Source organism: Granulicella sp. L46, assembly GCF_009765785.1.
In the GTDB taxonomy this organism is placed as follows: domain Bacteria; phylum Acidobacteriota; class Terriglobia; order Terriglobales; family Acidobacteriaceae; genus Granulicella.
This window is the reverse complement of sequence record NZ_LMUT01000012.1, coordinates 1,438,216-1,460,556: the sequence shown is the minus strand read 5'-3', so window position 1 is coordinate 1,460,556 and position 22,341 is coordinate 1,438,216. Positions and strand designations below refer to the sequence as shown.

Annotated in this window: 21 protein-coding genes; 8 read left to right on the top strand and 13 right to left on the bottom strand. The window is 61.7% G+C overall.

Features of this window, described 5'->3' with window-relative positions:
* From GSQ80_RS15495 to GSQ80_RS15475, 5 genes are all read right to left on the bottom strand, one after another.
* The coding region (locus GSQ80_RS15495; protein ID WP_158788461.1) for a cation-translocating P-type ATPase at window positions 1–1,881 on the bottom strand (1,881 nt) is incomplete at its 3' end.
* Window positions 1,878–2,087, bottom strand: a complete 210-nt coding sequence (locus tag GSQ80_RS15490) for a heavy-metal-associated domain-containing protein (protein WP_158788460.1) — start codon at window positions 2,085–2,087, stop codon at window positions 1,878–1,880. The genes GSQ80_RS15490 and GSQ80_RS15495, both read right to left, overlap by 4 nt.
* Window positions 2,088–2,159: 72 nt before the next feature.
* Window positions 2,160–2,939, bottom strand: a complete 780-nt coding sequence (locus GSQ80_RS15485; RefSeq protein WP_158788459.1) for a response regulator transcription factor — start codon at window positions 2,937–2,939, stop codon at window positions 2,160–2,162.
* 47 nt (window positions 2,940–2,986) lie between these two features.
* The gene (locus GSQ80_RS15480; protein ID WP_158788458.1) at window positions 2,987–3,667 is read right to left on the bottom strand and encodes a MarC family protein; all 681 of its coding nucleotides are present in this window, start codon (window positions 3,665–3,667) and stop codon (window positions 2,987–2,989) included.
* 85 nt (window positions 3,668–3,752) lie between these two features.
* The gene (locus GSQ80_RS15475) at window positions 3,753–4,685 is read right to left on the bottom strand and encodes a sensor histidine kinase KdpD (protein ID WP_158788457.1); all 933 of its coding nucleotides are present in this window, start codon (window positions 4,683–4,685) and stop codon (window positions 3,753–3,755) included.
* Window positions 4,686–4,787: 102 nt separating this feature from the next.
* Here GSQ80_RS15475 and GSQ80_RS15470 point away from each other — a divergent pair, with 102 nt between their 5' ends.
* Window positions 4,788–5,555, top strand: coding sequence for a class I SAM-dependent methyltransferase (locus GSQ80_RS15470; protein WP_158788456.1), 768 nt, complete (start codon window positions 4,788–4,790; stop codon window positions 5,553–5,555).
* A gap of 72 nt (window positions 5,556–5,627) precedes the next feature.
* On the opposite strand, the gene GSQ80_RS15465 is transcribed toward GSQ80_RS15470, so the two are convergent.
* Window positions 5,628–6,611 carry a fatty acid desaturase gene (locus tag GSQ80_RS15465; protein WP_158788455.1) on the bottom strand — a complete coding sequence of 328 codons (984 nt, stop codon included), beginning with the start codon at window positions 6,609–6,611 and terminating at the stop codon, window positions 5,628–5,630.
* Between the two features lie 142 nt (window positions 6,612–6,753).
* Here GSQ80_RS15465 and GSQ80_RS15460 point away from each other — a divergent pair, with 142 nt between their 5' ends.
* Window positions 6,754–9,642 (top strand): phosphoesterase, encoded by a 2,889-nt coding sequence (locus tag GSQ80_RS15460; protein ID WP_254059671.1) that lies wholly within the window; start codon window positions 6,754–6,756, stop codon window positions 9,640–9,642.
* A gap of 557 nt (window positions 9,643–10,199) precedes the next feature.
* Here the strand turns inward: GSQ80_RS15460 and GSQ80_RS15455 are convergent.
* Complete coding sequence (locus tag GSQ80_RS15455; RefSeq protein WP_254059670.1) at window positions 10,200–11,036, bottom strand: IclR family transcriptional regulator C-terminal domain-containing protein; 837 nt, start codon at window positions 11,034–11,036, stop codon at window positions 10,200–10,202.
* 249 nt (window positions 11,037–11,285) lie between these two features.
* Window positions 11,286–12,917, bottom strand: a complete 1,632-nt coding sequence (gene pgi, locus GSQ80_RS15450; RefSeq protein WP_158788454.1) for a glucose-6-phosphate isomerase — start codon at window positions 12,915–12,917, stop codon at window positions 11,286–11,288.
* 298 nt (window positions 12,918–13,215) lie between these two features.
* Here pgi and GSQ80_RS15445 point away from each other — a divergent pair, with 298 nt between their 5' ends.
* The 4 genes from GSQ80_RS15445 (at window position 13,216) to GSQ80_RS15430 (ending at window position 15,370) form a co-directional block, all read left to right on the top strand.
* Window positions 13,216–13,707, top strand: coding sequence for a DUF1801 domain-containing protein (locus GSQ80_RS15445; RefSeq protein WP_158788453.1), 492 nt, complete (start codon window positions 13,216–13,218; stop codon window positions 13,705–13,707).
* Between the two features lie 238 nt (window positions 13,708–13,945).
* Complete coding sequence (locus tag GSQ80_RS15440) at window positions 13,946–14,653, top strand: alpha/beta fold hydrolase (protein ID WP_158788452.1); 708 nt, start codon at window positions 13,946–13,948, stop codon at window positions 14,651–14,653.
* Between the two features lie 64 nt (window positions 14,654–14,717).
* Entirely contained in the window at window positions 14,718–14,918 is a 201-nt protein-coding gene (locus tag GSQ80_RS15435; protein WP_158788451.1) for a hypothetical protein, read from the top strand.
* Between the two features lie 26 nt (window positions 14,919–14,944).
* Complete coding sequence (locus GSQ80_RS15430) at window positions 14,945–15,370, top strand: DUF1801 domain-containing protein (protein WP_158788450.1); 426 nt, start codon at window positions 14,945–14,947, stop codon at window positions 15,368–15,370.
* Window positions 15,371–15,566: 196 nt separating this feature from the next.
* Here the strand turns inward: GSQ80_RS15430 and GSQ80_RS15425 are convergent, their stop codons facing one another.
* From GSQ80_RS15425 to GSQ80_RS15405, 5 genes are all read right to left on the bottom strand, one after another.
* Window positions 15,567–16,070, bottom strand: a complete 504-nt coding sequence (locus GSQ80_RS15425; protein ID WP_158788449.1) for a type IV pilin protein — start codon at window positions 16,068–16,070, stop codon at window positions 15,567–15,569.
* Between the two features lie 122 nt (window positions 16,071–16,192).
* Window positions 16,193–17,632, bottom strand: coding sequence for a hypothetical protein (locus GSQ80_RS15420; protein ID WP_158788448.1), 1,440 nt, complete (start codon window positions 17,630–17,632; stop codon window positions 16,193–16,195).
* Window positions 17,633–17,757: 125 nt separating this feature from the next.
* Entirely contained in the window at window positions 17,758–19,086 is a 1,329-nt protein-coding gene (locus GSQ80_RS15415; protein WP_158788447.1) for a pitrilysin family protein, read from the bottom strand.
* Window positions 19,087–19,099: 13 nt separating this feature from the next.
* Window positions 19,100–19,930: a hypothetical protein gene (locus tag GSQ80_RS15410; protein WP_158788446.1), complete on the bottom strand. Its 831-nt coding sequence runs from the start codon at window positions 19,928–19,930 to the stop codon at window positions 19,100–19,102.
* Between the two features lie 71 nt (window positions 19,931–20,001).
* Window positions 20,002–20,427, bottom strand: coding sequence for a DUF4440 domain-containing protein (locus tag GSQ80_RS15405; protein WP_158788445.1), 426 nt, complete (start codon window positions 20,425–20,427; stop codon window positions 20,002–20,004).
* 144 nt (window positions 20,428–20,571) lie between these two features.
* Between GSQ80_RS15405 and GSQ80_RS15400 the strand changes: the two genes are divergently transcribed.
* Both GSQ80_RS15400 and rlmN read left to right on the top strand, forming a co-directional pair.
* On the top strand, window positions 20,572–20,982 hold the full coding sequence (locus GSQ80_RS15400) for a hypothetical protein (RefSeq protein WP_158788444.1): 411 nt from the start codon (window positions 20,572–20,574) through the stop codon (window positions 20,980–20,982).
* A 9-nt stretch (window positions 20,983–20,991) separates the two neighbouring features.
* On the top strand, window positions 20,992–22,272 hold the full coding sequence (rlmN, locus tag GSQ80_RS15395) for a 23S rRNA (adenine(2503)-C(2))-methyltransferase RlmN (protein WP_254059669.1): 1,281 nt from the start codon (window positions 20,992–20,994) through the stop codon (window positions 22,270–22,272).
* Window positions 22,273–22,341: the final 69 nt, after the last annotated feature.

The window sequence follows — 22,341 nt, the reverse complement described above, 5'->3', positions numbered from 1 at the left end:
GGGGGGGGGGGGGGGGGGGGGGGGGGGGGGGGGGGGGGGGGGGGGGGGGGGGGGGGGGGGGGGGGGGGGGGGGGGGGGGGGGGGGGGGGGGGGGTGGTGGGGGGGGGGGGGGGGGGGGGGGGGGGGGGGGGGAGGCGTGGTGAGAAGGGCGGCGTTGCCGAGGGATAGTTTATGGCCGACGATCGTGGCGGTGAGGCCGGTGCCGGGGAGGGTGATGAGGTCGGTGATCGTGAGTGGGAAAGGGGCAAGGAGTCTGGACGAATCAGAACTCTTGGGGTCCTTCGACTGCGGGCTGCGCCCTTCGCTCAGGATGACAGGAGCTTGTTGCGATTCGGCGTAGGAGACGACGGCATGGGCCAAGGGGTGGGTGGAGAGGCACTCGGCGGCGGCTGCGTAGGCGAGGAGGGTTTCGGCGGGGAGGGTTGCGGTCTGCGCGAGGACGAAGGCGGCGATGTGGGGGCGGCCTTCGGTGAGAGTGCCGGTTTTGTCGAGGGCGACGGTGTCTACGGTGGCTAGTCGCTCGAGGGCTTCACCGCCTTTGATTAGCAGTCCGGACTGGGCGGCGCGGCCTAGAGAGACGGTGATGGCGGCGGGGACGGCGAGACCCATCGCGCAGGGGCAGGCAATGATGAGGACGGCGATGGCGATGGAGAGGGCGCGAGCAAAGCCTTCGTGATGGCCGTTAGTGTTTTCGGCGATGGACCAGGCGGCGAAGGTAAAGGCGGCGAGGGCGAGGACGACGGGGACGAAGATGGCAGAGGCGCGGTCGGCGAGGCGCTGCATGGGGGCTCGGCTGGACTGGGCTTGCTCGAGGAGGCGCTGCATCTGGGCGAGGGTTGAGGTTGCGCCTACGGCGGTTGCGCGGAGGACTAGCGGGCCGTCGAGGTTGAGCGTGCCACCGGAGACGTTGTCGCCGAGGGTGCGGGTGACGGGGAGGGGTTCGCCGGTGAGCATGGATTCGTCAATGGAGCTGCGGCCGTCGAGGATGAGGCCGTCGAGGGGAATGCGGTCGCCGGGGAGAACACGGATGAGGTCGTTGGGTTCGATGGCGGAGAGGGGGAGAAGGGTTTCGGGGGCGCTGGCGTAGTCGGTTGAGTTTGTGGGGAGGGTGAGTAAGCGAGCGTCGGAGGATTCGAGTTGGGTGAAGCCGCGGAGGGCGCTGGTGGCGCGGGCGCGGGCGCGGGCTTCGAGCCAGCGGCCGGCGAGGAGGAAGGCGAGGATGAAGATGACGGCTTCGAAGTAGACGTCGGAGGCGAGGCCGTGGCGCGTGAAGTAGGTTGACGCGATGGTGGCGACGAAGGAGGACGCGAAGGCGGCGAGGGTGCCGAGCGCGACCGTGGTGTTCATGTTGGTGGCGCGGTGGCGCGCGGCTCGCCAGGCGGCTGTGTAGATCTCGGGCGCGGCGAAGAGCATGGTGGCGAGGGCGAGCCCGCAGAGGATCCAGCGGATCGGTTGCGTCGGGAGGTCCATGAGGATGGACGGCATTAGTGGTGCGAGGGCGTTGGCGAGTGTTCGGAGGAGCGGGTCGGTGCTGTTGGCCGAGGACATCATCAGCGGCATGGAGAGCAGCATGGCGATGGCGCCGGCGAGGAGCGCGAGGAGGGTGCGGAGGCCGAGGTGGGGGGTCTCCATGCTGTCGTGGTCGTGGGTGGTGTGGGATTCGCCTGCGGGGGTCGGGAGTGAGGCGTCGTAGCCGGAGTTGCGGACGGCTGTGATGAGGGTGGTGGTGTCGAGGGGAGAGGCGGTGGTGATCTGGGCAGTGTGCGCCATAAGGTTGACACTGGCGGAGTCGACGCCGGGGACGGCCTCTAGCGCCTTCTGGACATGGATCTGGCAGGATGCGCAGGTCATGCCCTGAATGAGCAGCGTCTGCTGCGTCATGCCGCTGCCGATTCAACGAAGGCGGGATAGCCGGCGGCGGTGAGGGCCTGCTGAATCTGCTCGGGTGCGGTGTTGGTCTGAATGCGCGCGCTGCCTACGCGGACCTCTTGTGCGTGGGTGCCGGGTAACGCGTTGAGCGTTTGCGTGACGCGGCGGATGCAGGAGCCGCAGTGCATGTTGTCAATGCGCAGAACTAGAGTCGACATAGTTAATATGATGCGCCCGCGAGAGTTCGGTCGCGGTGACGTTGGCCACACCCACCGCTCGATGGACGTGGACTAGGAGGGGTCGGGGACGAAGCGGTAGCCTACGCCGCGAATGGTGAGCAGGTGGATGGGCTTGGCGGGATCGGGTTCGAGGTAGCGGCGGAGGCGGACGACGAAGTTGTCGATGGCGCGGGTGTCGGTGTCTTCTTTGACGTGCCAGACGTTTTCGAGGAGCTCGGATCGGGGGACGATCTTGCCGGGGTGATCGAGGAGGTAGCGCAGGAGGTCGGCTTCCATGAGGGTGAGATGGATGATCTTGTCGGGTTGATCCTGAGGGTTTTGGGAGCGGATCTCGAGGTTGTCGAGATCGATGATGTGGCCGGCGAGCGTGTAGGTGGGCGTGGGAGCCCGCTCGGTTTGTTGCGTGGTGGGAGATTGGCTGGGTCTCTGCCATTGCATGCGGCGGAGGAGGGCGGTGAGGCGAGCGAAGAGGACCCCGAGGTCGAAGGGTTTGGGGAGGTAGTCGTCGGCGCCGGCGGTGAAGCCTTCGACGATGTCTTCGGCGCGGCCGCGGGCGGTGAGTAAGAGGACGGGGGTGTAGCGGCCGGCTTTGCGAAGCTCACTGACGATGGAGAAGCCGTCGCGGCCGGGGAGCATGACGTCGAGGAGGATGGCGGCGGGAGGATCGGGAGCGTCCGGCGCAGTGGCGTCCAGGAGCCACGCGAGAGCGGCGTCACCATCTGCCTCGTGATGGGCGCGATAGCCTTCGGCTTCGAGATTGAAGATGAGGCCCTGGGCGAGATGTTCCTCGTCTTCGACGATGGCGATGAGTGCGGGCTTGGGCTTGGTCATGACCGGGATGGGGGGATTTGTACTTGCAGATTGTATGCCCGCGGCTTCTATTTTCGGAGGAGCTGCGGGACGAGGACGCTGAGGCCGTTCCAGGCAATCTGGATCCCGATGGAGAAGAGAATGAAGGCGACGACGCGCAGGATTCCGTGAACGGTGCCGGGCGAGATGGAGCGGACGATCTTGGGGGCGTAGGCGTAGCAGAGATAGACGCTGGCGCTGAGCAGGATGACGGCGGCGAGCAGGCCGGCGTAGGCGAGAAGGGTCTGGGTGATGACGGGCTGCCTGGCGTGCACGCTGAGGGTGAGCATGACAACGATGCAGCCGGGGCCGGCGGTGATGGGAAAGGTGAAGGGATAGAAGGCCTTGCTCTTGAGGCTGGCGATCTCGGAATCGGTGACGGCGGGTTGGGCTGCTACGGTCTTCTCGGGGCTGGGATGGCTGTCCTGCTGGTTGAGGAGGGACCAGCCGATCATGGCGATGATGATGCCTCCGGAGACCTGCATGATGGGCAGAGAGATTCCAAAGAAGCTGAGGAGTGAAGAGCCGATGAGGGCGACGACGATCAGGAAGATGATGGTGTTGAAGGCGATCTTGCGGGCGAGGGAACGGTAGACCTCAATGGGGGCGAGACCTACGAGACCGAGGAAGACAAAGGCAGAGCCCAAGGGATTGACCAGGGGGAGGAGCGCGCTGAAGCCGAGGGCGAAGAATTTCCAGACGAGATACATGGTTCCTCGGGGAGAGGGTGTTCGAGTGGTGAGCCTGCTTGAGGAGATTGTACGTTGGCGGAGATAGCCGGGCGGTGACGAAGGTTCAAGCGAGAGACGATTTCGGTTTGGGATCGCCGACGAGCAGGGGGAGTTTGAGCTCAAAGGTTGTGCCGTGGCCGAGGCCTTCGCTAATGGCGCCTACGCTGCCGCCGTGCTGGACGGCGATGGTGCGGACGAGGAAGAGGCCGAGGCCGGTGCCCTTGATCTTGACCTGGTCGTTGGAAGGGGCGCGGTAGAAGCGCTTGAAGATGCGCTTGAGCTCGCGGGGAGGGAGACCGAGGCCGGTGTCCATGATGGAAAGGACGGCCCATGTGTAGCGCTGGATGCCGATGCGGCAGGTGACGTGAACGCCGTCCGGTGAGTACTTCACGGCGTTGTCGAGGAGATTGAGGATGGCGGTGCGGAGGTCGTCGATGTTGGCGAGGACGAAGAGGCGAACGCTGCCGGATATGTCTTCGAGGGTGATGTCTTCGGGTTGGAGGTGATGGCGGAGGATGACGGTGGTGATGCAGTCGGCGACGAGGGGATGGAGTTCGACGCGGGTACGCTGCTGGACGCGCTGGCGCTGGCCGAGTTCGCCGGCCTTGAGCACGGTTTCGACGGTGGCGAGGAGGCGGTCGCTGTCTTCGCGCATGATGGCGTAGAAGCGCTGGCGTTGCTGCTCGTCGCCGGGATGACGCTGCAGGGTTTCGAGGTAGAGACGGATGCTGGCGATGGGGGTTTTGAGTTCGTGAGTGACGGCTTTGAGGAAGGAGTCCTGCCGCTCGTTGCGGCGGACTTCGCGAACCAGGAAGACGGTGTTGAGAACGACGCCGGCGATGAGGATGGAGAAGAGGACAACACCGAGGAAGTCGATTGCCAGGCGACGGCCGTTGTTGTGGATCCAGGTGATGTTGAGGACGATGGCAAGGGCGGTGAGACACACGCCGAGCGTGATGAAAAACGCTCTGGTTCCGCGGCGGCGTGTGAGGTTCATGAATAAGAGTGTAGAGGGTAGAGGATAGAGTGTAGAAAAAACAACCGCCGGCAGAGGTGACATGAAAGGGCTCCGCGGCGCGGCACGAATAGAATACGTTGCATGGGGCGTCTTCAAAAGGCCTGGCGAAAAATCCAATGGTCGCTGGGGCAGCGCGGGGTGTGGGGCACCGTTCGGCAGGCGATGCAGCGCGCGATGGGGTCGCGGGGTGCGATGAAGCCTGAGCTACACCCTTTCGATGAGGAACACGGGACGGAGACCAGCGGCCTGGTTAGCGGGGGAGGATTGTTCAGCGGCCATGAGCACGACCGATTTTCCGTGGCGTATTACGGAATGTCGCCGTCGCGAATGCGGCGGGCTTTCGCGCGATGGAGGGAGACAGCGGGGACAGTGGGGGTGGAGGGGTACTCGTTCATAGATATTGGAAGCGGGAAGGGGCGAGCGATGATGCTGGCGTCGGAGCTTCCGTTCCGGGAGGTGGTGGGGGTGGAGTTGAACGCGAGCCTTCACCAGGTGGCGGAGAAGAATCTGGAGATGTGGCACGAGTCAGGACGAGCGTTGAGTCCGATGAGACTGGTGCAGGGGGATGCACTCGGGTTGAGCCTTCCGTCGGGGCGGTTGCTGATCTTTATGTACAACCCATTTCTTGCGCCGATGATGCGGCGGCTGCTGGAGCGTGTGGACGCGGTTGCCGGTGATCGTCGGGGCGAGATTGATTTGCTGTATGTGGTTCCGCAGCAGGAGGCGGTGTTCGCGGAGTTTCCGGGGTTCGAGCTGCTTTGGAGTGAACGGATCGGGATGTCGGAAGTGGATGCCGCGGCGGATCATGTGTCCTCGCCGGAGGACCGCTGCAGTTTGTATCGGAGATAAGGCGGGGATAAAGAAAACAGGCGCAGAGTGAACTCTGCGCCTGCGGTGTATTGCGATGATGAGCGGACTGAATCAGTCCATGTAGGCGCCGGCCGGTTTGGGGGCGGCTGAATCGAACTTGGCGATCTGAACTTTCTTGGCGAGGCCGAGCTTTTCCATAAGCCAGATGCCGTAGTAGTTGATGTCGAACTCGTACCAGGTGAGGCCGTGACGGGCGCTGACGGGGTGGGCGTGGTGATTGTTGTGCCAGCCTTCGCCGCCGGTGAGAATGGCGACCCACCAGTTGTTGCGGGAGTCGTCCTTGGTCTCGAAGCGGCGCTTGCCCCAGAGGTGGGTGGCGGAGTTGACTAGCCAGGTGGCGTGGAGGCCGAGGGTGACGCGGAGGAAGGTTCCCCAGAGCAACATGCCGATGGCGCCGACGAAGCGGTGGCCGGGAGCAAGAGCAGCGCCGAGGGCTAGCTGCAGGAGGCCGGTGACGACGAGCGGCATGTAGTGGTACTTGGAGAGCCAGACGTGAACGCGATCGCGGGTGAGGTCGGGAGCGTAACGGCCGAGGAGTGCGGTCTCGGAGTGGAGAGCGCGACCGGAGAGGATCCAGCCGGCGTGGGCCCACCAGGTTCCGTCGTGCGGGGTGTGCGGGTCACCTTCCTGGTCGGAGTTCTGATGGTGGACGCGATGGGTGGCTACCCAGAAGATGGGTCCGCCTTCGAGGGCGAGGCAGCCGCAGGCGGTGACGAAGTACTCCAGCCAACGTGGGGTCTTGTAGCCGCGGTGCGTGAGCAGGCGATGGTAGGCCATGCCGATGCCGACGTTGATGGCGAAGAAGTACATGACGAAGAAGACGGCAAGGTTGGTCCACGAGAAGAAGAAGAGCGCGGCAATGGCACCGACGTGGAAGAGTCCCATGGCGATGGTGGTGATCCAGTTGATGCGGCCCTGCTGATGCTCGCGGCCCATGCGGAGATCCTGCTTGATCTTCTGCGTGACCTGCTGGACGGCGAGGAGAGGGTTGGCAGGCGCGGTGCTCTGTTCGACTTCGGGCAATGTTGTATTCATGTCGGGGCTCGATCCTTGGGAGTACGGTGTAATACAAGTCCTATTGCTGACGATACTAGGAGGGCGAATCGGCGTGTGTAACACATTTGTAATGGCGAAGGCGGGCGCGACTGATGGGGTTTCACGGGTAATTGCGAGGTTAATGGCGGGTGAAGCACGCGCACACAGATGCTCGGCAGGATGGCGGGTTACGTGCTTCGGGGCGCTGATGCTGCTGGGGTTGGGCGTCGCGGCGGGGGCGCAGTCGGCGGTGGATTTGCCGTCGAGTAAGCAATTGCTGCTGCCGGTTCCGGGAGGCGCACAACGGTTGAACAGCTTGCCGATGTCGCTGGCGGTGTCGCCGGATGGGCGATGGGTGGTGAGTCTGAACGCTGGGTATGGGACGTTTGAATCGGGGTATGCGCAGTCGCTGGCGGTGATGAATACGCATACCGGAGCGGTGAAGGACTTTCCGGATGCGCGTGTGGGGCAGAATGCGGCGCAGACGTTCTTCTCAGGGCTGGCGTTCAGTGCGGATGGGATGAAGGTGTATGCGAGCATGGCTTCGTCGAGCGCGCCGGTTGGGGATGGTGCGAAGGAGATGGGGAATGGAGTGGTGGTGTATGGATTCGCGGATGGAGTGCTGACGCCGCGAGGGTTCCTGAAGCTGCCGATGGTGAAGCTGGCGGATGGACACCATACCGACTATGCGGGTACCGATGGCGGGACGATGGGGATTCCGTATCCGGCCGCGATTGCGGTGGTGCCTGGAGAGAAGCAGAGGTTGCTGGTGGCGGAGAACCTGTCCGATTCGGTGGCGCTGATGGATGTGGATACGGGAGAGATTGAGCGGACGTTTGACTTGAGCGAGAGTGAGGATGTGCCGTCGACGTATCCGATTGCGCTGGCCGTGACGAAGGATGGGAGACGCGCGTTTGTGGCGCTGTGGAATGCGAGTGAGGTCGTGGAGTTGGACCTTGGAAGCGGCAAGGTGGTGCGCAAGGTGGCGCTGCTGAAGCCGAAGTCGGCGATTGCGCCGGGAACGCATCCTTGCGCGCTGCTGCTGGATGAGCGCGCGGGAATGATGTATGTGACGCTATCGAATCGCGATGCGGTTGCGGCCGTGTCGATTGGGAGGGCAGAAGCGCCGGAGCTTGCTGTGCGCGGGTACTTCGATACGAGGTTACCGGGGCAGAGCTACTTTGGCGCGGAGCCGGTCTCGCTGGCGATGAATGCGGAGCGGACGCGGTTGTACGTTGCGAACCTTGGATCGGATGCGGTGGCGGTGCTTGATCCTCGGCGGCTGCGCGGTGTGGCGAAGGCTAAGGGGTTTGTGGAACCGCTGGGGTTTGTTCCGACGGAATATATGCCGCTGGCGCTGACTTCTACTGACGGCAAGCTGTATGTGACTGCAGATAAGGGCAAGGGAGCGGGGCCGAATAATTTTGCTCAGCGCATGACCGCGGATGGTGCTGGGCGCAAAGGCGGATCGTCTACGTATATTGCGACGCTGCTGTATGGGTCGCTCGCCGCGGTGGATGAGAGCGCGATGGAGGCGGGGCTGAAGGCTTCGACTGAGACGGTGCTGGAGTCGAACCGGATGAAGGCGGCGACGGAGACGATTGCGTTTGCGAGCGGTGGGACGAGCCCGATCAAGCACGTGATCTACATCATCAAGGAGAACCGGACGTACGACCAGGTGCTTGGCGATCTGAGCAAGGATGGCAAGCAGGTTGGCAATGGCGATCCGTCGCTAACGATGTATGGAGCGGCCGTTACGCCGAATCAGCATGCGCTGGCGTTGCAGTTTGGGGTGCTGGATAACTTCTATGACTCGGCCGAAGTTTCGGGCGATGGGCACGTTTGGTCGAATGCTGCCATTGGGACGGACTATCTCGAAGACACGTGGCAGCAGAACTATCGTAGTGGGCAGCGGACATATGACTACGAGGGAATGGTCGCGGATGGGTATCCGCTGCTGCAGCATATTCCCGATGTCAACGAGCCACAGAGTGGGTATATCTGGACGGACATGGTGGCGCATGGCAAGACGATCTATCACTTTGCGGAATACATCTCGTCGGTGTTCTGCGGGGACAAGGCACAGAAGAAAACGCCGCTGAATCCGCAGCCGAATCCGCAAGAAGGAGCGATGTCGGGGAGCGAAGTGAGTTGCGCTAGACCGTCGATTCTGCCCGGCGAGGAGATTCCGGCGGAGTGGGGCGGTGGGAAAAATCTTTGGCCTTGGGCGATTCCAAAGCTAGCTTATAACGTGGCGACGAAGCCGGAGCTGGTGGGGCACTTTGCGCCGGAGTCGCCGGACTTTGAGTTGATGGTGCCGGACCAGATTCGCGTGAATATTTTCCTGCGGCATCTGGCGGTTTGGGAGAAGGATCGCGCGGCGGGGCATGACACAATGCCGAACTTCATTCAACTGCGGCTGCCGAATGATCACACGGCCGGGACACGGCCAGGGTCGCCTTCGCCGAAGGCTTCCGTGGCCGATAACGATTTGGCGATTGGTCGAGCGGTCGAGGCTATCTCTCGCTCACCTTATTGGAATGACACCGCGTTTTTCATCCTGGAAGACGACGCGCAGAATGGTGCGGACCATGTGGATGCGCACCGGTCGCTGGCGATCGTGGTGAGCAAGTATGCTCCGCACGCCGCGGCGGGGAAGGCGGCGGTTGTGGACAGCCGGTTCTACTCGACGGTGAGCGTGTTGCGGACGATGGAGACGCTGCTGGGTGTGCCCCCTATGAATAACAACGATGCGTTTGCGTCGCTGATCTCGACGCTATTTACGGGGCCGGGAGATCAGGCTGCGTTTACGGCTGACCAGACCAACCGGGAGAATGGGCTGATTTATACCGCGAACAAGCCGAGCGCTCCGGGTGCGGCTGCGTCGATGAAGATGGACTTCAGCCATGCGGATCGGGCAGATACGTACAAGCTGAATTTGATTCTTTGGCAGGATGCGATGGGGACTGCGCCTCCACCAGCTGCGCTGTTGGTGAAGCACGCGAAGAAGAAGGATGACGACGACGATTAAGTCCTGCCACCCCCCCTCCCCCTGCTTTCACTTTTCGCTAGCGAACTCGTTTGGAATCATCGGGTTGACGCAGGACGGGTGCTTTCAAGCAGTTGATTCTAAACGGGTTACGCGTATCATATTCTTTTTGTTAGGGTTAGGGCTTAAATGTGAAAGCTGCACCGGCTGTGGCCGTTGCAGCGGATGTGTTCCGTGTTTGATCTCTACTACTAGTGTAGCAAGTGGGTGGGGGTAACTATGCCAGGTTTTGGAAAGATTATTCGCCAGTGTTCATAGGTGTTTTGGCGATATTCCAGGGTTGCAGGGGCTTGACAGGTTTTGCGCGGACGGCGCGAGTGATGTACGGGGACAAAAGAACGGGAGACAGCAGGTTCGCTCGCTTCGCTCGGAATGACAGCCAGAAAAGCAAAAGCAAAGGCAAAGGCAAAAGCAAAAGGGAAAGGCAAAGCCAGGAGCAAGAGCCAATACGGGGGTCCTTCCCGCTCGCTACGCTCGAGGGTCAGGATGACCGCGGGAAACAAACAACGACAACGGCAAAGGCCAGCGACGCGGTGGGGTTAGCGGAGGAAGACGCTTAGTTCGGCGGCGGCGGCTCGGAGGGGTGGGAGGAAACGGGTTTGCATTTCTAGCATGGGGATGCGGGGGGCGTGGCCGCTTAGGTTGACGACCGCGACTACTCGTCCGTTGCCGGCATAGACCGGGACGGCGATGGAGCGGAGGCCGATTTCGTACTCCTGATCGACGAGGGCGTAGCCGTTGCGGCGGACGTTGCGGAGGGCGAGCCGGAGCTTGTCGATGGAGTTGATGGTGCGAGGCGTGTACTGGGTCAGGATCACGCGGGAGAGGAAGGACTCTAGCTGGTCTTGCGGTAAGTAGGCCAGGAGGACGCGGCCCATGCTGGTGCAGAAGGCGGGTAGGCGGGAGCCGATGTGAAGGTCGACCGACATGACGCGCGTGACGCTGGTGCGCGCAATGTAGACGATCTGCTCGCCGTCGAGTGTGGCCACGGAAAAGCTCTCGTGGTAGGTGTTCGACATGCGCTCGAGGATGGGTTGGGCAGCGTTGGCTAGGGTGCTGGAGGCGGTGTAGGTGTTGGCCAGCGAGAGCATTTTGGGGCGGAGGGAGTAGCGCTGCGATTCGTCTGCACCGGCAAAGCCTAGCTTGCTGAGGGTGTAGAGGCAGCGGCGGACGGCGGCGCGGGAGAGGCCCGTGCGCAGAGAGAGTTGCGAGATGGTCATCTGCGGGGTCTGGGGGGTGAAGGCTTCGATGACGACGAGACCGCGGGCGAGGGAGGCCATGAAGTTGGGATCGCCGGTGTAGGCGTCGAGGGCAACACCTGGGAGGGCTTTGGCTTTAGGTGGGGCAGGGGCGGAAAGTGTGGCAGATGGTGACAAGGTGGCCTCCTCAGGTCGGTACAGTTGAGCAAGAGCGTCGGGCGATTGCCGCGCTCGATTTACGGTAAACGCACATTTGAAGCAAGCGCAAGGACTTGGCGCACGTGGTGCAGATTCCGCGCGAATATCTTCATTTTCCGTGCGGTTATCGCCGATGCGGAATTTGGCTCGCGGTCGTGGCTGGACCTCCCAGGTCCCAGAAGCGGGACCTGGGTTGAGTTATGGCGCGTGGATATTGGCGGAGCTTGGCTATTTATGACTGCGGTAGAGGTTGATGAGGTTGGTGGTGGAGGTGTCGTGGTCGAGCTTGGGTTCGGTGGGGGATTCGAGTTCGCCGAGGATCTTGGTGGCGAGGACTTTGCCTAGCTCGACGCCCCATTGGTCGAAGGAGTCGATGGACCAGATGACGCCCTGCGTGAAGACGGAGTGCTCGTAGAGGGCGATGAGGGATCCGAGGGTGTGGGGGGTTAGCTTCTCGGCGAGGAGGGTGTTGGAGGGGCGATTGCCTTCGAAGACTTTGTGGGGGACGAGGGGTTCGGGAACGCCTTCGGCGCGGACTTCTTCGGCGGTTTTGCCGAAGGCGAGGGCTTCAGCCTGGGCGAAGACGTTGGCCATGAGCATGTCGTGATGGCGGCCGAGCGGGTTGAGGGCCTTGTAGAAGCCGATAAAGTCGGCGGGGATGAGTCGGGTGCCCTGGTGTATGAGTTGATAGAAGCTGTGTTGGCCGTTGGTGCCGGGCTCGCCCCAGTAGATGGGGCCGGTCTGGGTTTCTACGGGAGTGCCGTCGAGGGTGACGTGCTTGCCGTTGGACTCCATGGTTAGCTGCTGGAGGTAGGCGGGGAAGCGCTTGAGGTATTGCTCGTAGGGGAGAATGGCGACAGTCTGGGCGTCGAAGAAGTCGGTGTACCAGACTGTGAGGAGGCCTAGGAGGGCGGGGAGATTTTGCTCGAGGGGAGTTGTGCGGAAGTGGACGTCCATCGCGTGGAAGCCTTCGAGCATGGCGCGGAAGTTGTTGGGGCCGATGGCGATCATGGTGCTGAGGCCGATGGCGGAGTCCATTGAGTAGCGGCCGCCGACCCAGTCCCAGAAGCCGAACATGTTGTCGGTGTCGATTCCGAATTTGGAGACGAGTTCGGTGTTGGTGGAAAGGGCGACGAAGTGTTTCGCGATGGCCTCGGTTTGCTTGAGCTTGGCGAGCGTCCACGTGCGGGCGGAGTGGGCGTTGGTCATGGTCTCGAGCGTGGTGAAGGTTTTGGAGGCGACGAGGAAGAGGGTCTCTTCGGGGTCGAGATCGCGGGTGGCTTCCGCGAAGTCGGTGCCGTCGACGTTGGAGACGAAGCGGAAGGTGAGGTCGCGTTGGGAGTAGTGGCGGAGGGCCTCGTAGGCCATGACGGGGCCGAGGTCGGAGCCGCCAATGCCGATGTTGATGATGTTCTTGATGGGCTTGTCGGTGTAGCCGAGCCAGGCGCCGGAGCGGATCTTGTCGGCGAAGGCAGACATCTTGTCGAGGACTTTGTGGACTTCGGGGACTACGTCTTCGCCATCGACTTTGATGGATTCGGATTTGGGAGCGCGGAGGGCGACGTGGAGGACGGCGCGGTTTTCGGTGGTGTTGATTTTCTGGCCTGTGAACATGGCTTCGGTGTGTTCGCGGAGGCCGGATTGCTTGGCGAGGTCGATGAGGAGCTTGAGGGTTTCGTCGGTGATGCGGTTCTTGGAGTAGTCGAGGAAGAGGCCGCAGGCTTCAGCGTTGAAGCGGGTGCCGCGGGTGGGATCCGACTTGAAGAGCTCGCGGAGCTGTTGGGGGCGGATGGATTCGGCGCGCTGCTGAAGGGCTTTCCAGGCGGGGCGGGAGCTGAGCGGAACGATGCGGTCGGTCATGGGATTTTGAACTTGCTCTCCTGTGAGCGAGCGGCGGTGTGGGGCGCGGGACTCGCTGGAGATATTAGAGCATTGTGGAGGTGAGGAAGATGTAAAGAGTGGGTGGATGGGAGCAAGGGAGACGTTGGGAAGGGTTGGTTGCAGGAGGAACTGGAGTTGCCGAAAACGCGACTTCCCGGGCACCTTCACGGGCGGTTACGGATTGGCCGTGATGCGCCTGAGCTGGACATCGAGAAAAGGCGATCACAAGGCGTTATACTCACCGTTGAACATGGCGCTAGAGGCGGACGCACTAGCCATGAAGACCAGCAAACGAATAGCTTTGCAAGCCGATGCGACAGGCGAGCGGCAACTTGCGGGCTTTATTGAGAAGTTTGACTCGAAGAACGCAGCGTTGATTCGCTCGGTGCGAAAAGTATTGCGCAAGCGCCTGTCCACAGCCAATGAGCTGGTTTACGACAATTACAACTTCTTCGTAATTGGATACTGCTCGACCGAGCGGCCGTCCGATTGCATCCTCTCGATTGCCGCAGGCGCGAACGGAGTTGGGCTGTCGTTCTATCACGGAGCCACGCTACCGGATCCGCATAAATTGCTTCTTGGCAGCGGCAGCCAAAACCGCTTTATCAGGATCGAATCGGCGGCGACGCTGAGTCGTCCTGAGGTTGAGGAACTGATCGCCGCCGCCATCCAACAGGCTGAAGCGCCGTTGCCTGAGAGCGGCAGAGGCAAACTGGTCATTCGATCCATCTCGAAAAAACAGAGGCCACGCCGTAAAGACTCGGAGTAGTGCGATTGCGGGCGAGTCGTCGGCGATCCAGAAGCTATCTGGTTCCGGCTAGGCCGACCGTTGAGTCCTGGTGCGCAATAAGGTGTTATCGGCAACTTGGGTGTTCGCACGTTCGATGTGGGATCGCTATGGGATGTTTATTGGGATTCTCGGGAATGGTTCGGTTGGGGCTGTCTTGGTGGGGGGCTGGTGTCGTAGGATGACATGTCTGGGTACGAATAAGTAATTAGAAAAATGTATGAATAAGACCTTGAAGAAACTTGTATTACTGCCAGGTATGGACGGAAGCGGTGAGCTGTTTCGGGGACTGGTGACAGTCTTGCCGGAGGAGCTGGAGACGGAGACGTTGTGGTATCCGGCTGACCGCTACATGAACTATGGGGAACTGGCGGGAACGTTGCGGGGAGCGATTCCTGTGGATGAGCCGTTTGTGCTGGTGGCGGAGTCGTATGGGGCGCCGCTGGCGGTGTTGATTGCGTCGCTGGAGCCGCCGAATCTGAAGGGGATTGTGCTGAGTGCGGGGTACGTGACGAGCCCGCTGCGGGGCTGGCGGAGAACGCTGCTGTGGGACCTGGCTCCGCTGCTGGCTCGTGTGTCGATGCCTGGGTTTTTGGCGCGGTATCTGCTGGTTGGCCAGGAGGCGCCGCAGGCGCTGGTGGAGCTGGTGACGGGTGCGGTTTCGTGGGTGACGCCGAAGGTGCTGGGAGCGCGGGTGCGCGAGGTTCTGAACGTGGATGTGCGGGCGGAGCTGGCGCAGGTGAAGGTGCCGGTGCTGTATCTGCAGCCGACTAAGGACAAGCTGGTGGATCCGGGGTGCCTGGGAGAGATGCGGGCAGTGAAGCCGGGACGGACGGAGATGATTGAGTCTCCGCATTTGCTCTTGCAGTGCGAGGCGAAGGTCGCTGCCGAGGCGATTACGGGATTTGTGACGGAGCTTGGAGGCTGAGGGTGCCAACCCGGGGGGGCGATGGACCGTCTCATGAAGATGTTCTGGAAAGGAACAATCGACGATGAGTTCTGAGTTTTTGCCCGATCCACAGTACAAGTTTGTTTCTGGAAATGGTGATTTTGAGCATGAGACGCGGCTTACGGATGCTGCCGCGAAGGGCTATCGCGTGAAGATGATCACGCACAATCCGGGCGGTGCGGCGAGCAACCAGGAGCTGGTGGTGCTGATGGCGAAAGAGGCGGAGCCGAAGCGAAAGGAGTAGCGCGGGCTCTGGGTCTGGAGGAGACTATGAAGAGGACGGTTCTGGGTGAGGGGCAGACGGCGGCGGAGCTGATTTCGAATCGGATTGAGGAGCTTGGGGACTGGCGGGGGAAGACGCTCGCGCGCATGCGCACGCTGATCAAGGAAGCGGATAAGGATGTTGTTGAGGAGTGGAAGTGGGGGATTCCGGTGTGGTCGCACGATGGGATTCTTTGTACAGGCGAGACGTATAAGAAGGCGGTGAAGCTTACGTTTGCGAAGGGTGCTTCGTTGAAGGATCCGAAGGGGTTGTTCAACTCCAGTTTGGAGGGAAAGGTGCGGCGGGCGCTGGATATTGGTGAAGGGGAGACGGTGGATGCGGCGGCGTTCAAGGCGCTGGTGCGCGAGGCGGCGGCGGTGAATGGGGCTAAGCCTGCGAAGGCTAAGGCTAAGGCTGCGAAAAAGGTTGGGTAGGTGAACAGATTCCCGGAGATAACGACACAAAGAAAAGCAAGAGCAACGACCAATGCAGGGATCTCTCCACTTCGCATCACAAAAACAAATACGTGATGCTTCGGTCGAGATGACGAATGAGGGGTAGGGAGTGGAGAGGCTCTAAAGCGCGAAGGCCGCCTTGGCAGGCGGCCTTCGGTGTGTCAGGAGAGACGAGCTACTGCAGGAGCTCGGTGCAGTTGGTGCCGCCCTTGGGGTCGTAGCGGATCTGTGCGTTCTCGTCGGTGCAGAAGCCGCGATTGCCGGAGTGTCCGACGGAGTTGGGAACTGCGGTGATCAGGTAGCTGTTGTACTGGTCGACGTTATTGATGGTGGACTTGCTGCAGCCGCTGATGGTGAAGGTGTAGCCGGCCTTGGTGCCGCTGGCGAGGTCGTCGGGGATGAGCTGAGCGGCTTCAGCGCCCGGTGGCGCGGAGCCCTGTTTGCCGCCGAGCGCGGTGAGCGAGCAGGCGAAGCCGTGCTGCGGGTAGGTGGAGGCATACTGGCCTTCCTGGGTGTTGAGATCGCGCAGGGAGGCGATGGCGGAGGTCTCGTTGCCACGGCGGATGACGGACTGCATGGCCGGGATGGCGAGGGTCATGAGGATCAGGATGACGGACATGACGATGAGCAGTTCGACGAGAGTGAAGCCGGATTCGCGCGTGCGGGTTTGGGTGTTCATGGACTCCTCGGAAGAGCGAAAGGTGCGCTCAGATTTCCAGTTTCAGAGTATAGACGTTTGCGGGGATGGAGGGGGAGCGTGGCTGGGATGGAGTTTTCCGGGAAGTTGTGGAGAGAGCGCCTTTATTTGACCGCTTTGTAAAGCGTGCTGGCTAACAAGTCGCCGGTCCAATACTGAACGTGCGCCGCAAAAGGGATGGTGCAGGCAGGGTCTTTTAGATTCTGCACGGCCAACGGGCTTTGGGTTTGCTGCATGGCTGGCAGGTCGTAATACTCGAGGCTGCCCGAGATGATGTCGAGCGGCGACCACAGGTTGGTCCAGAGATTCGGTCTACGAAAGGATGGGTAGTCGAGAATCAGGGGCTGAATGGAGCTTGCCATCTGTTCGCGGAGTGGATCCTTGACGTGGTTGGACTGGTTGCGGAAGAGGAAGGCGGTCTTGTCGAGGGGGGATCCGAAGGTAATCAGCTTGGTGGTGCGGGCAACAACGTTTCTTGATCCGGGGTTAGCCGAGGTGAGGTCTAGGTTGATAATCGCGTTCAGTGTGTCATACGCGAGCACCGAGCCGAGCGAGTGGCCCGCGATGATGACGCGCTCGTAGTCCGGCACCGGGGTGATGTTGTCGAAGCCGTAAATGACCCTGGCCACGTTCAAGCCGACGGCCTGAATTTTGGTGCGGATGTCCTCGAACTTGGAGTCCTTGTAGGGCGAGATATAGGCTGCCACGTCGCCCGCATATTCGATGAGGAACGATCGGACGAAGAGTATCTCCGCGACCAGCAGGTACCAGCCGATGAGCGCGAGTACGACCAACGCTTTCTGCTCGGGCGTGGAAGAGGTAGAGCGCAGTACATGGATGCCGGGGAGCAGGATCTCCAGGATCTGCTTGATGGCGAAGTGCGAGGTTTCCAACTGCTTGAGCTGGTCTGCGAGTTTGGCGAGAACGAGCGCGATGGCAAGTGCCTGCGCGGCGAGCACGGTTGCAACCAACAGGAGCGCGGCGCGGGTGCCAGCAAAGATAGTGAGTTTGTGAAGATCGCCAAAGAGAAACCGTTGAAAGTTGCAGGGTTTGAAAAACCGCGAAGACTTGATGCCCATCCAGGCGGCGGAGAAGAGGAACTTGACGGTCTCCCAGTAGGTGACCTGTCCCTCTGTGATGGGAGCCCAGTAGGCCTCATAAATATGGATGCAATGTTGCTTGTCTTCAGGGTCCGTCCAGCTCAATTCAGCGCGGGCAAGAAAGCTATCGTTCTCGAGCGATAACTGCACGCCCGTATCGACTTCCTTGCAACCCTGGGCTTTAGCATGTTTGAGCAGACTGGCTGCGACCTGGCCGATGGTTTCGAAGCGAACTTGCTGGCCCATGCCGTGACAGACCAGCAACGCGACCGGAAGAGGCGATGACTCCGGATCGGATGGAGAGGCCGAAGGCGCGAGATGGACGTACCCAAAAGCCTTTTTCTCAAGCGGGTCCTGAGGAGATTCCGGTGTGGTTGGGGCGGCTACATTTCCGTAGTGGAATTTGGCCTGGCGTGGAGTGGCTTTGAAGTCCTGTTCGGGCATGCAAACACCTCAGCGTTCAGCATTCCAACGGATTTTCGGGTAGAGCAACGCTACCGCTTTTCGGGCGGTGCTTGCAATAAGAAAATCGTAGGTTTCCGAGGTCGCTGAAGGCCTGCTCGATGCAGTTAGCAGGCGAGGTCCGCGCGGGTTAGTTTGAGGGGGCCGAGGTTGCCCAGGAGGGTGAGGGCGAGGGACTCGGGGTGGAAGAGGTCGTTGGCCAGGCGCTGGATGTCGGCGACGGTGACGCGGTCGATCTCGGTGGTGATTTCGTCGAGCGAGAAGAAGCGGCCCCAATACATTTGCTGGCGGGCTAGCGACGACATGCGGGAGCCGGAGGTTTCGAGGCCGAGGACCATGTTGCCCTTGATCTGGGACTTGGCGCGGTGTAGTTCTTCGTCGGTGACGGGCTCGTGCTTGAGGCGGGTTAGTTCGGCGAGGGTGAGGGTGAGGACTTCGCGCGTGTTGTCGGCAGAGCAGCCGGCGTAGATGGCTAGTGAGCCGGTGTCGCGGAAGGGATTTAGCTCGGCGTAGATGCTGTAGGCGAGGCCGCGCTCTTCGCGGATGGATTGGAAGAGGCGCGAGGACATGCCGCCGCCGAGGATGCTGTTGAGTAGGTAGGCGGTGTAGCGGTCGGGTGAGGCTACGGGCGGTGCGGGGACTGCGAGGCAGAACTGGACTTGCTCGAGGGACTTTTTCTTCTTGAGCGTGATGTGGGGCTTGGTCTGCGGTGGGTTGGGGCGGGCGATTTTCTCGCTGGAGGTCGCAGAGAGCGAGGTGAAGGCGGCGGCTACTTGTTCTACGAAATCGTCGTGGTCGAGATTGCCGGCGGCGGAGAAGACCATGTTGGCGGGGGTGAAGCGGTGGGCGTATTCGTCGAGGACGATTTGCTGATTGAAGGAGGAGACGGATTTGGCGGTGCCGAGGATGGGGCGGCCGAGGGCATCGTTGGGCCAGAAATTTTGGGTGAAGAGCTCGTGGACGAGGTAGTCGGGATTGTCTTCGTCCATTTTTATTTCTTCGAGGATGACGCCTTGTTCCTTGGCGATGTCTTCGGGGGAGAAGGTGGGGTGGAGGACGAGGTCGGTGAGGAGGTCGAGGGCGGCGGGGATATTTTCGTCGAGGACCTTGATGTTGAAGCAGACGGTTTCTTTGCCGGTGAAGGCGTCGAGGTTGCCGCCGATGGCGTCGACTTCGCGGGCGAACTGCTGGGCGGAGCGGGTGGTGGTGCCCTTGAAGACCATGTGCTCGATGAAGTGGGAGATGCCGTTGACGGCGAGGGTTTCGTCGCGGGAGCCGCAGTCGATCCATACTCCCATCGCGACGGAGCGGAGGTGGGGCATGCGCTCGGTGAGGACTAGGAGGCCGTTGGGGAGCGTGGTCGTGCGGATGTCGCGGAGGTGCGGGGCTGAGGCGGAGAGGGTGGAGTTTTCGGTGAGGGGTACGGAGACTGGCATTAAGGCTATTGTTTCATGGGTTGCTGGCAGATTGGAGGCTGAGGTCGATCGGGCCATTGCAGTTGCCGCCGGTGATGGTGCCGGGATCGAGGGAAAGGGCTGGCCCGAGGTTGGAGTTGGGGCCCGCCTCCACGGTGGCTGTAAGAGTTGAACCGTCGTTCATGAGGATGACCTGTTGGCCCAGATAGCCGCTAATGAAGCTGGCGGGCTGGAGTGTGCCGGAAGTAAAGCACGGGGAGCCAGCGACGGTGACGTTGCCGGTGAGGGCGAAGTCGCCGTGCTGGTCGGCGGTGGGGGATTGCGTGAGGTGTTCAGTGAGGGATGGGCCAGCGGTGTTGAGGTAGGTGGTCCAGGGGCCGGTGAGACTTGGGATGCTCTCGCCTTTCTGGTTGAGCCAGGAGTTGACGGTGTAGGTGAGCTCGGGGCTATAGACGGAGACAGCGCAGCCGCCGTTGATCTGGAAGGAAGCCGTGCTGAGGACGGTATCGTTCTGCGAGAGGGTGCCCTGGAGGGTGAGAGTTTGTCCGGCGACGGAAGAGGAGGTGAAGCTGAGGTGGTTGTTGATGAGCGTGCCGGTATAGGGGATGTCGGTGGCGTTGTTGCCGAAGCAGGGGTGGTTGATGTGGAGGACGCCCGAGACTTGATTGCCCGTTCTAACGAGGGAACCTCCGAAGGGGAGATTGCCGCTGTTGAAGGGAGAGCCGGGGCTGGGAGTGTAATCGCCGTAGAAGTACCAGTTGGCGCTAATGGCACCTAAAGAGATGAATGAGTTGGGGCCGCAGCCGGCCAGGAGGGTGCAGAGGATCAGGGAGAGCGCGGCGAGGGTGGATCGGAGAGGTGTCATGCCTGGGTGAGGTGCTGAGAGTCAGACGGAGGGGAGCGTCTGGTGTCACCCGCGGGATGGAGATTGGGGATTCAGGAGGGGGCGAGGTCGTCTTCGTTGGCGGAGACGATGGTGCCTTGGTGGTAGAGGATTTGCCAGCCTGCGAGGGTGCGTTGCCAGAGGGTGGAGCGGCGGGTTAGGCGGTCGGATTGGCGGAGGGAGTAGGTGAGGAGGTAGGTGTCGGGGGAGAGTTGGCGGAGGGCGTGGCCGGAGGCGCGCCAGCGGGCGGTGGTGGCGTTGACGGGTGGGGAATCGGCGAGGGCCTGGAGGATGAAATCGCGGCCGTAGCGGCGGCCGGAGGCTCCTACTTCCCAGTAGTCGGGTGCGGTGCGGCGCTCGAAGTCGGCGGGCTCTAGGCCGAAGTCGGGGGTGTGGAAGATGGGTTCGAGGGGACGGAGCTCGTCGAGGATGGGCGCGAGAGCGGGGTCGGTGGTGAAGAAGGTTTTGCGCGAAGCCATGGGTCCATTGTAGGAGCGGTGGGCGTGAGGGTGGAGATGCGGGTGGTGCGTTGGCGAGGAGATGACGGCGCTGCAAACGATGTTCGGAGGACGATTTGGGTGCGGGGGTTTTCAACGGCGGGAGATGGGCGTAGATTGTTGCGCATGAGCGGTGATGACTGCGTGATCGAAGCAAAGGCGGCGCGGCGCCAAGGTCGGCTGGTAGATGCGACGGCGCTGTATGTGGAAGCGGCTGAATCCTTCCGGGCAGAACATGAGTCGGGACGCTGGGCGCACGCTCTGCGACACGCGGCTGAGCTGGCCATGCGGGCCGGTGATGCGGCGGCGGGGTTGCGGAATGCTGAAGCGGTGGTGGAGTACTACAGGAGCTCTCCACCAACGGCGCTGGAGATGGCCAACGCGTTGCGTGTAGCCGCGATGGCTGAGGCGGCGACGGGCGCGACGATGGTCGCTAAGCAACACTGGAGCGAGGCTCGGGCGCTGTATGTGGATGCGGGCGTGGCGGACGGGGTGGCTGAGGCCGACCGGCATGTCGCGACACTGGCGATCGCATAGACTGGAAGTGTGAGAACGCTTTTTGGGATGGGGTTGGGGGAGCTGACGGAGCTGATGGCGGGGCTCGGGCAGAAGCCTTATCGCGCGCGGCAGGTTTGGGATGCGTTGTATAAGCAGCGCGTGGTGTCGCTGGATGAGGTGACTACGCTTCCGACTGTGCTACGGGAAGAACTGGCTGCGGCGGGATGGCGAGTCGGGTTGCCGGTGATGGCGCAGACGGCGGTGTCGGTGGATGGGACGGAACGGTACTTGATGCGGATGGTGGATGGCGAGACCGTGGAGACGGTTTGGATGCCGGATGGGGATGGTGGGGAACGCGGGGATGGGAGCGAGGCTGCGGCGGAAGAGGCTGGGGAGGTGGAGACGGCGGAGGAGGCGGTTGCGGGAGAGCAGCAGATTCCCGAGGGGAATGACAGCAAGAAAAGCAACGGCAACGACGTCATTGTTGGAGATGGTGGGTACTGGTCGCGGCGGGGGAATGGGCGAGATCGGGCGAACTTTGGGACGCTGGCGGAGAAGGGGTTTCGGCGGGCTACGATTTGTATTTCGAGTCAGGTTGGTTGTGCGGTGAATTGCCAGTTTTGTTTGACGGCGAAGTTAGGTATTCGGCGGAATCTTACGGCGGGAGAGATTGCGGGGCAGGTAGCGGCCGTGCTGAATCGGCATGGGATTCAGATTGGGAAGGATCGGATCAACCTGGTGTTTATGGGGATGGGGGAGCCGTTTCTGAACTATGACGAGTTTATGAAGAGCGTGCGGCTGTTGGTCGAAGGGATTGGGATTCCGGAGTCGCGGATGACGGTTTCGACGAGCGGGATTTTGCCGGGGATTGAGGCGTTTGCGAAGGAGACGGTGCGGCCGAAGCTAGCGCTGTCGTTGAACGCGAGCAACGATGGGGTGCGGGAAGAGATTATGCCGATTACGCGCAAGTGGAATATTGCGGCGCTGTTGGAAGCGGTGCAGAAGATCCCTCTGCGAACGCGGGAGTGGGTGACGATTGAGTATGTGCTGCTGGGTGGGGTGAATGATCAGCCGGTGCATGCGCGCGAGGTGCTGGCGCTGCTTGGGGGGATGCGGGCGAAGGTGAATCTGATTGTGTGGAATCCGGGGCCGGGGATCGCGTATCACCAGCCGACGCCGGAGGATGTCGCGGTGTTTCAGGGGATGCTGATTGAGGGTGGGATCGCTACGTATATTCGGCGGCCGCGGGGGAGGGATATTTATGCGGCTTGCGGGCAGTTGAAGCGGACCGTGGCGGAGGAGTCGGGGCTGGTGGCGATTGGGGTTTAGCGTGGTGCGGTATCGCTCGGCGCGTAGCGTTATGGGGTCTCCGAACAAAATGCGGGGATCCTTCACTTG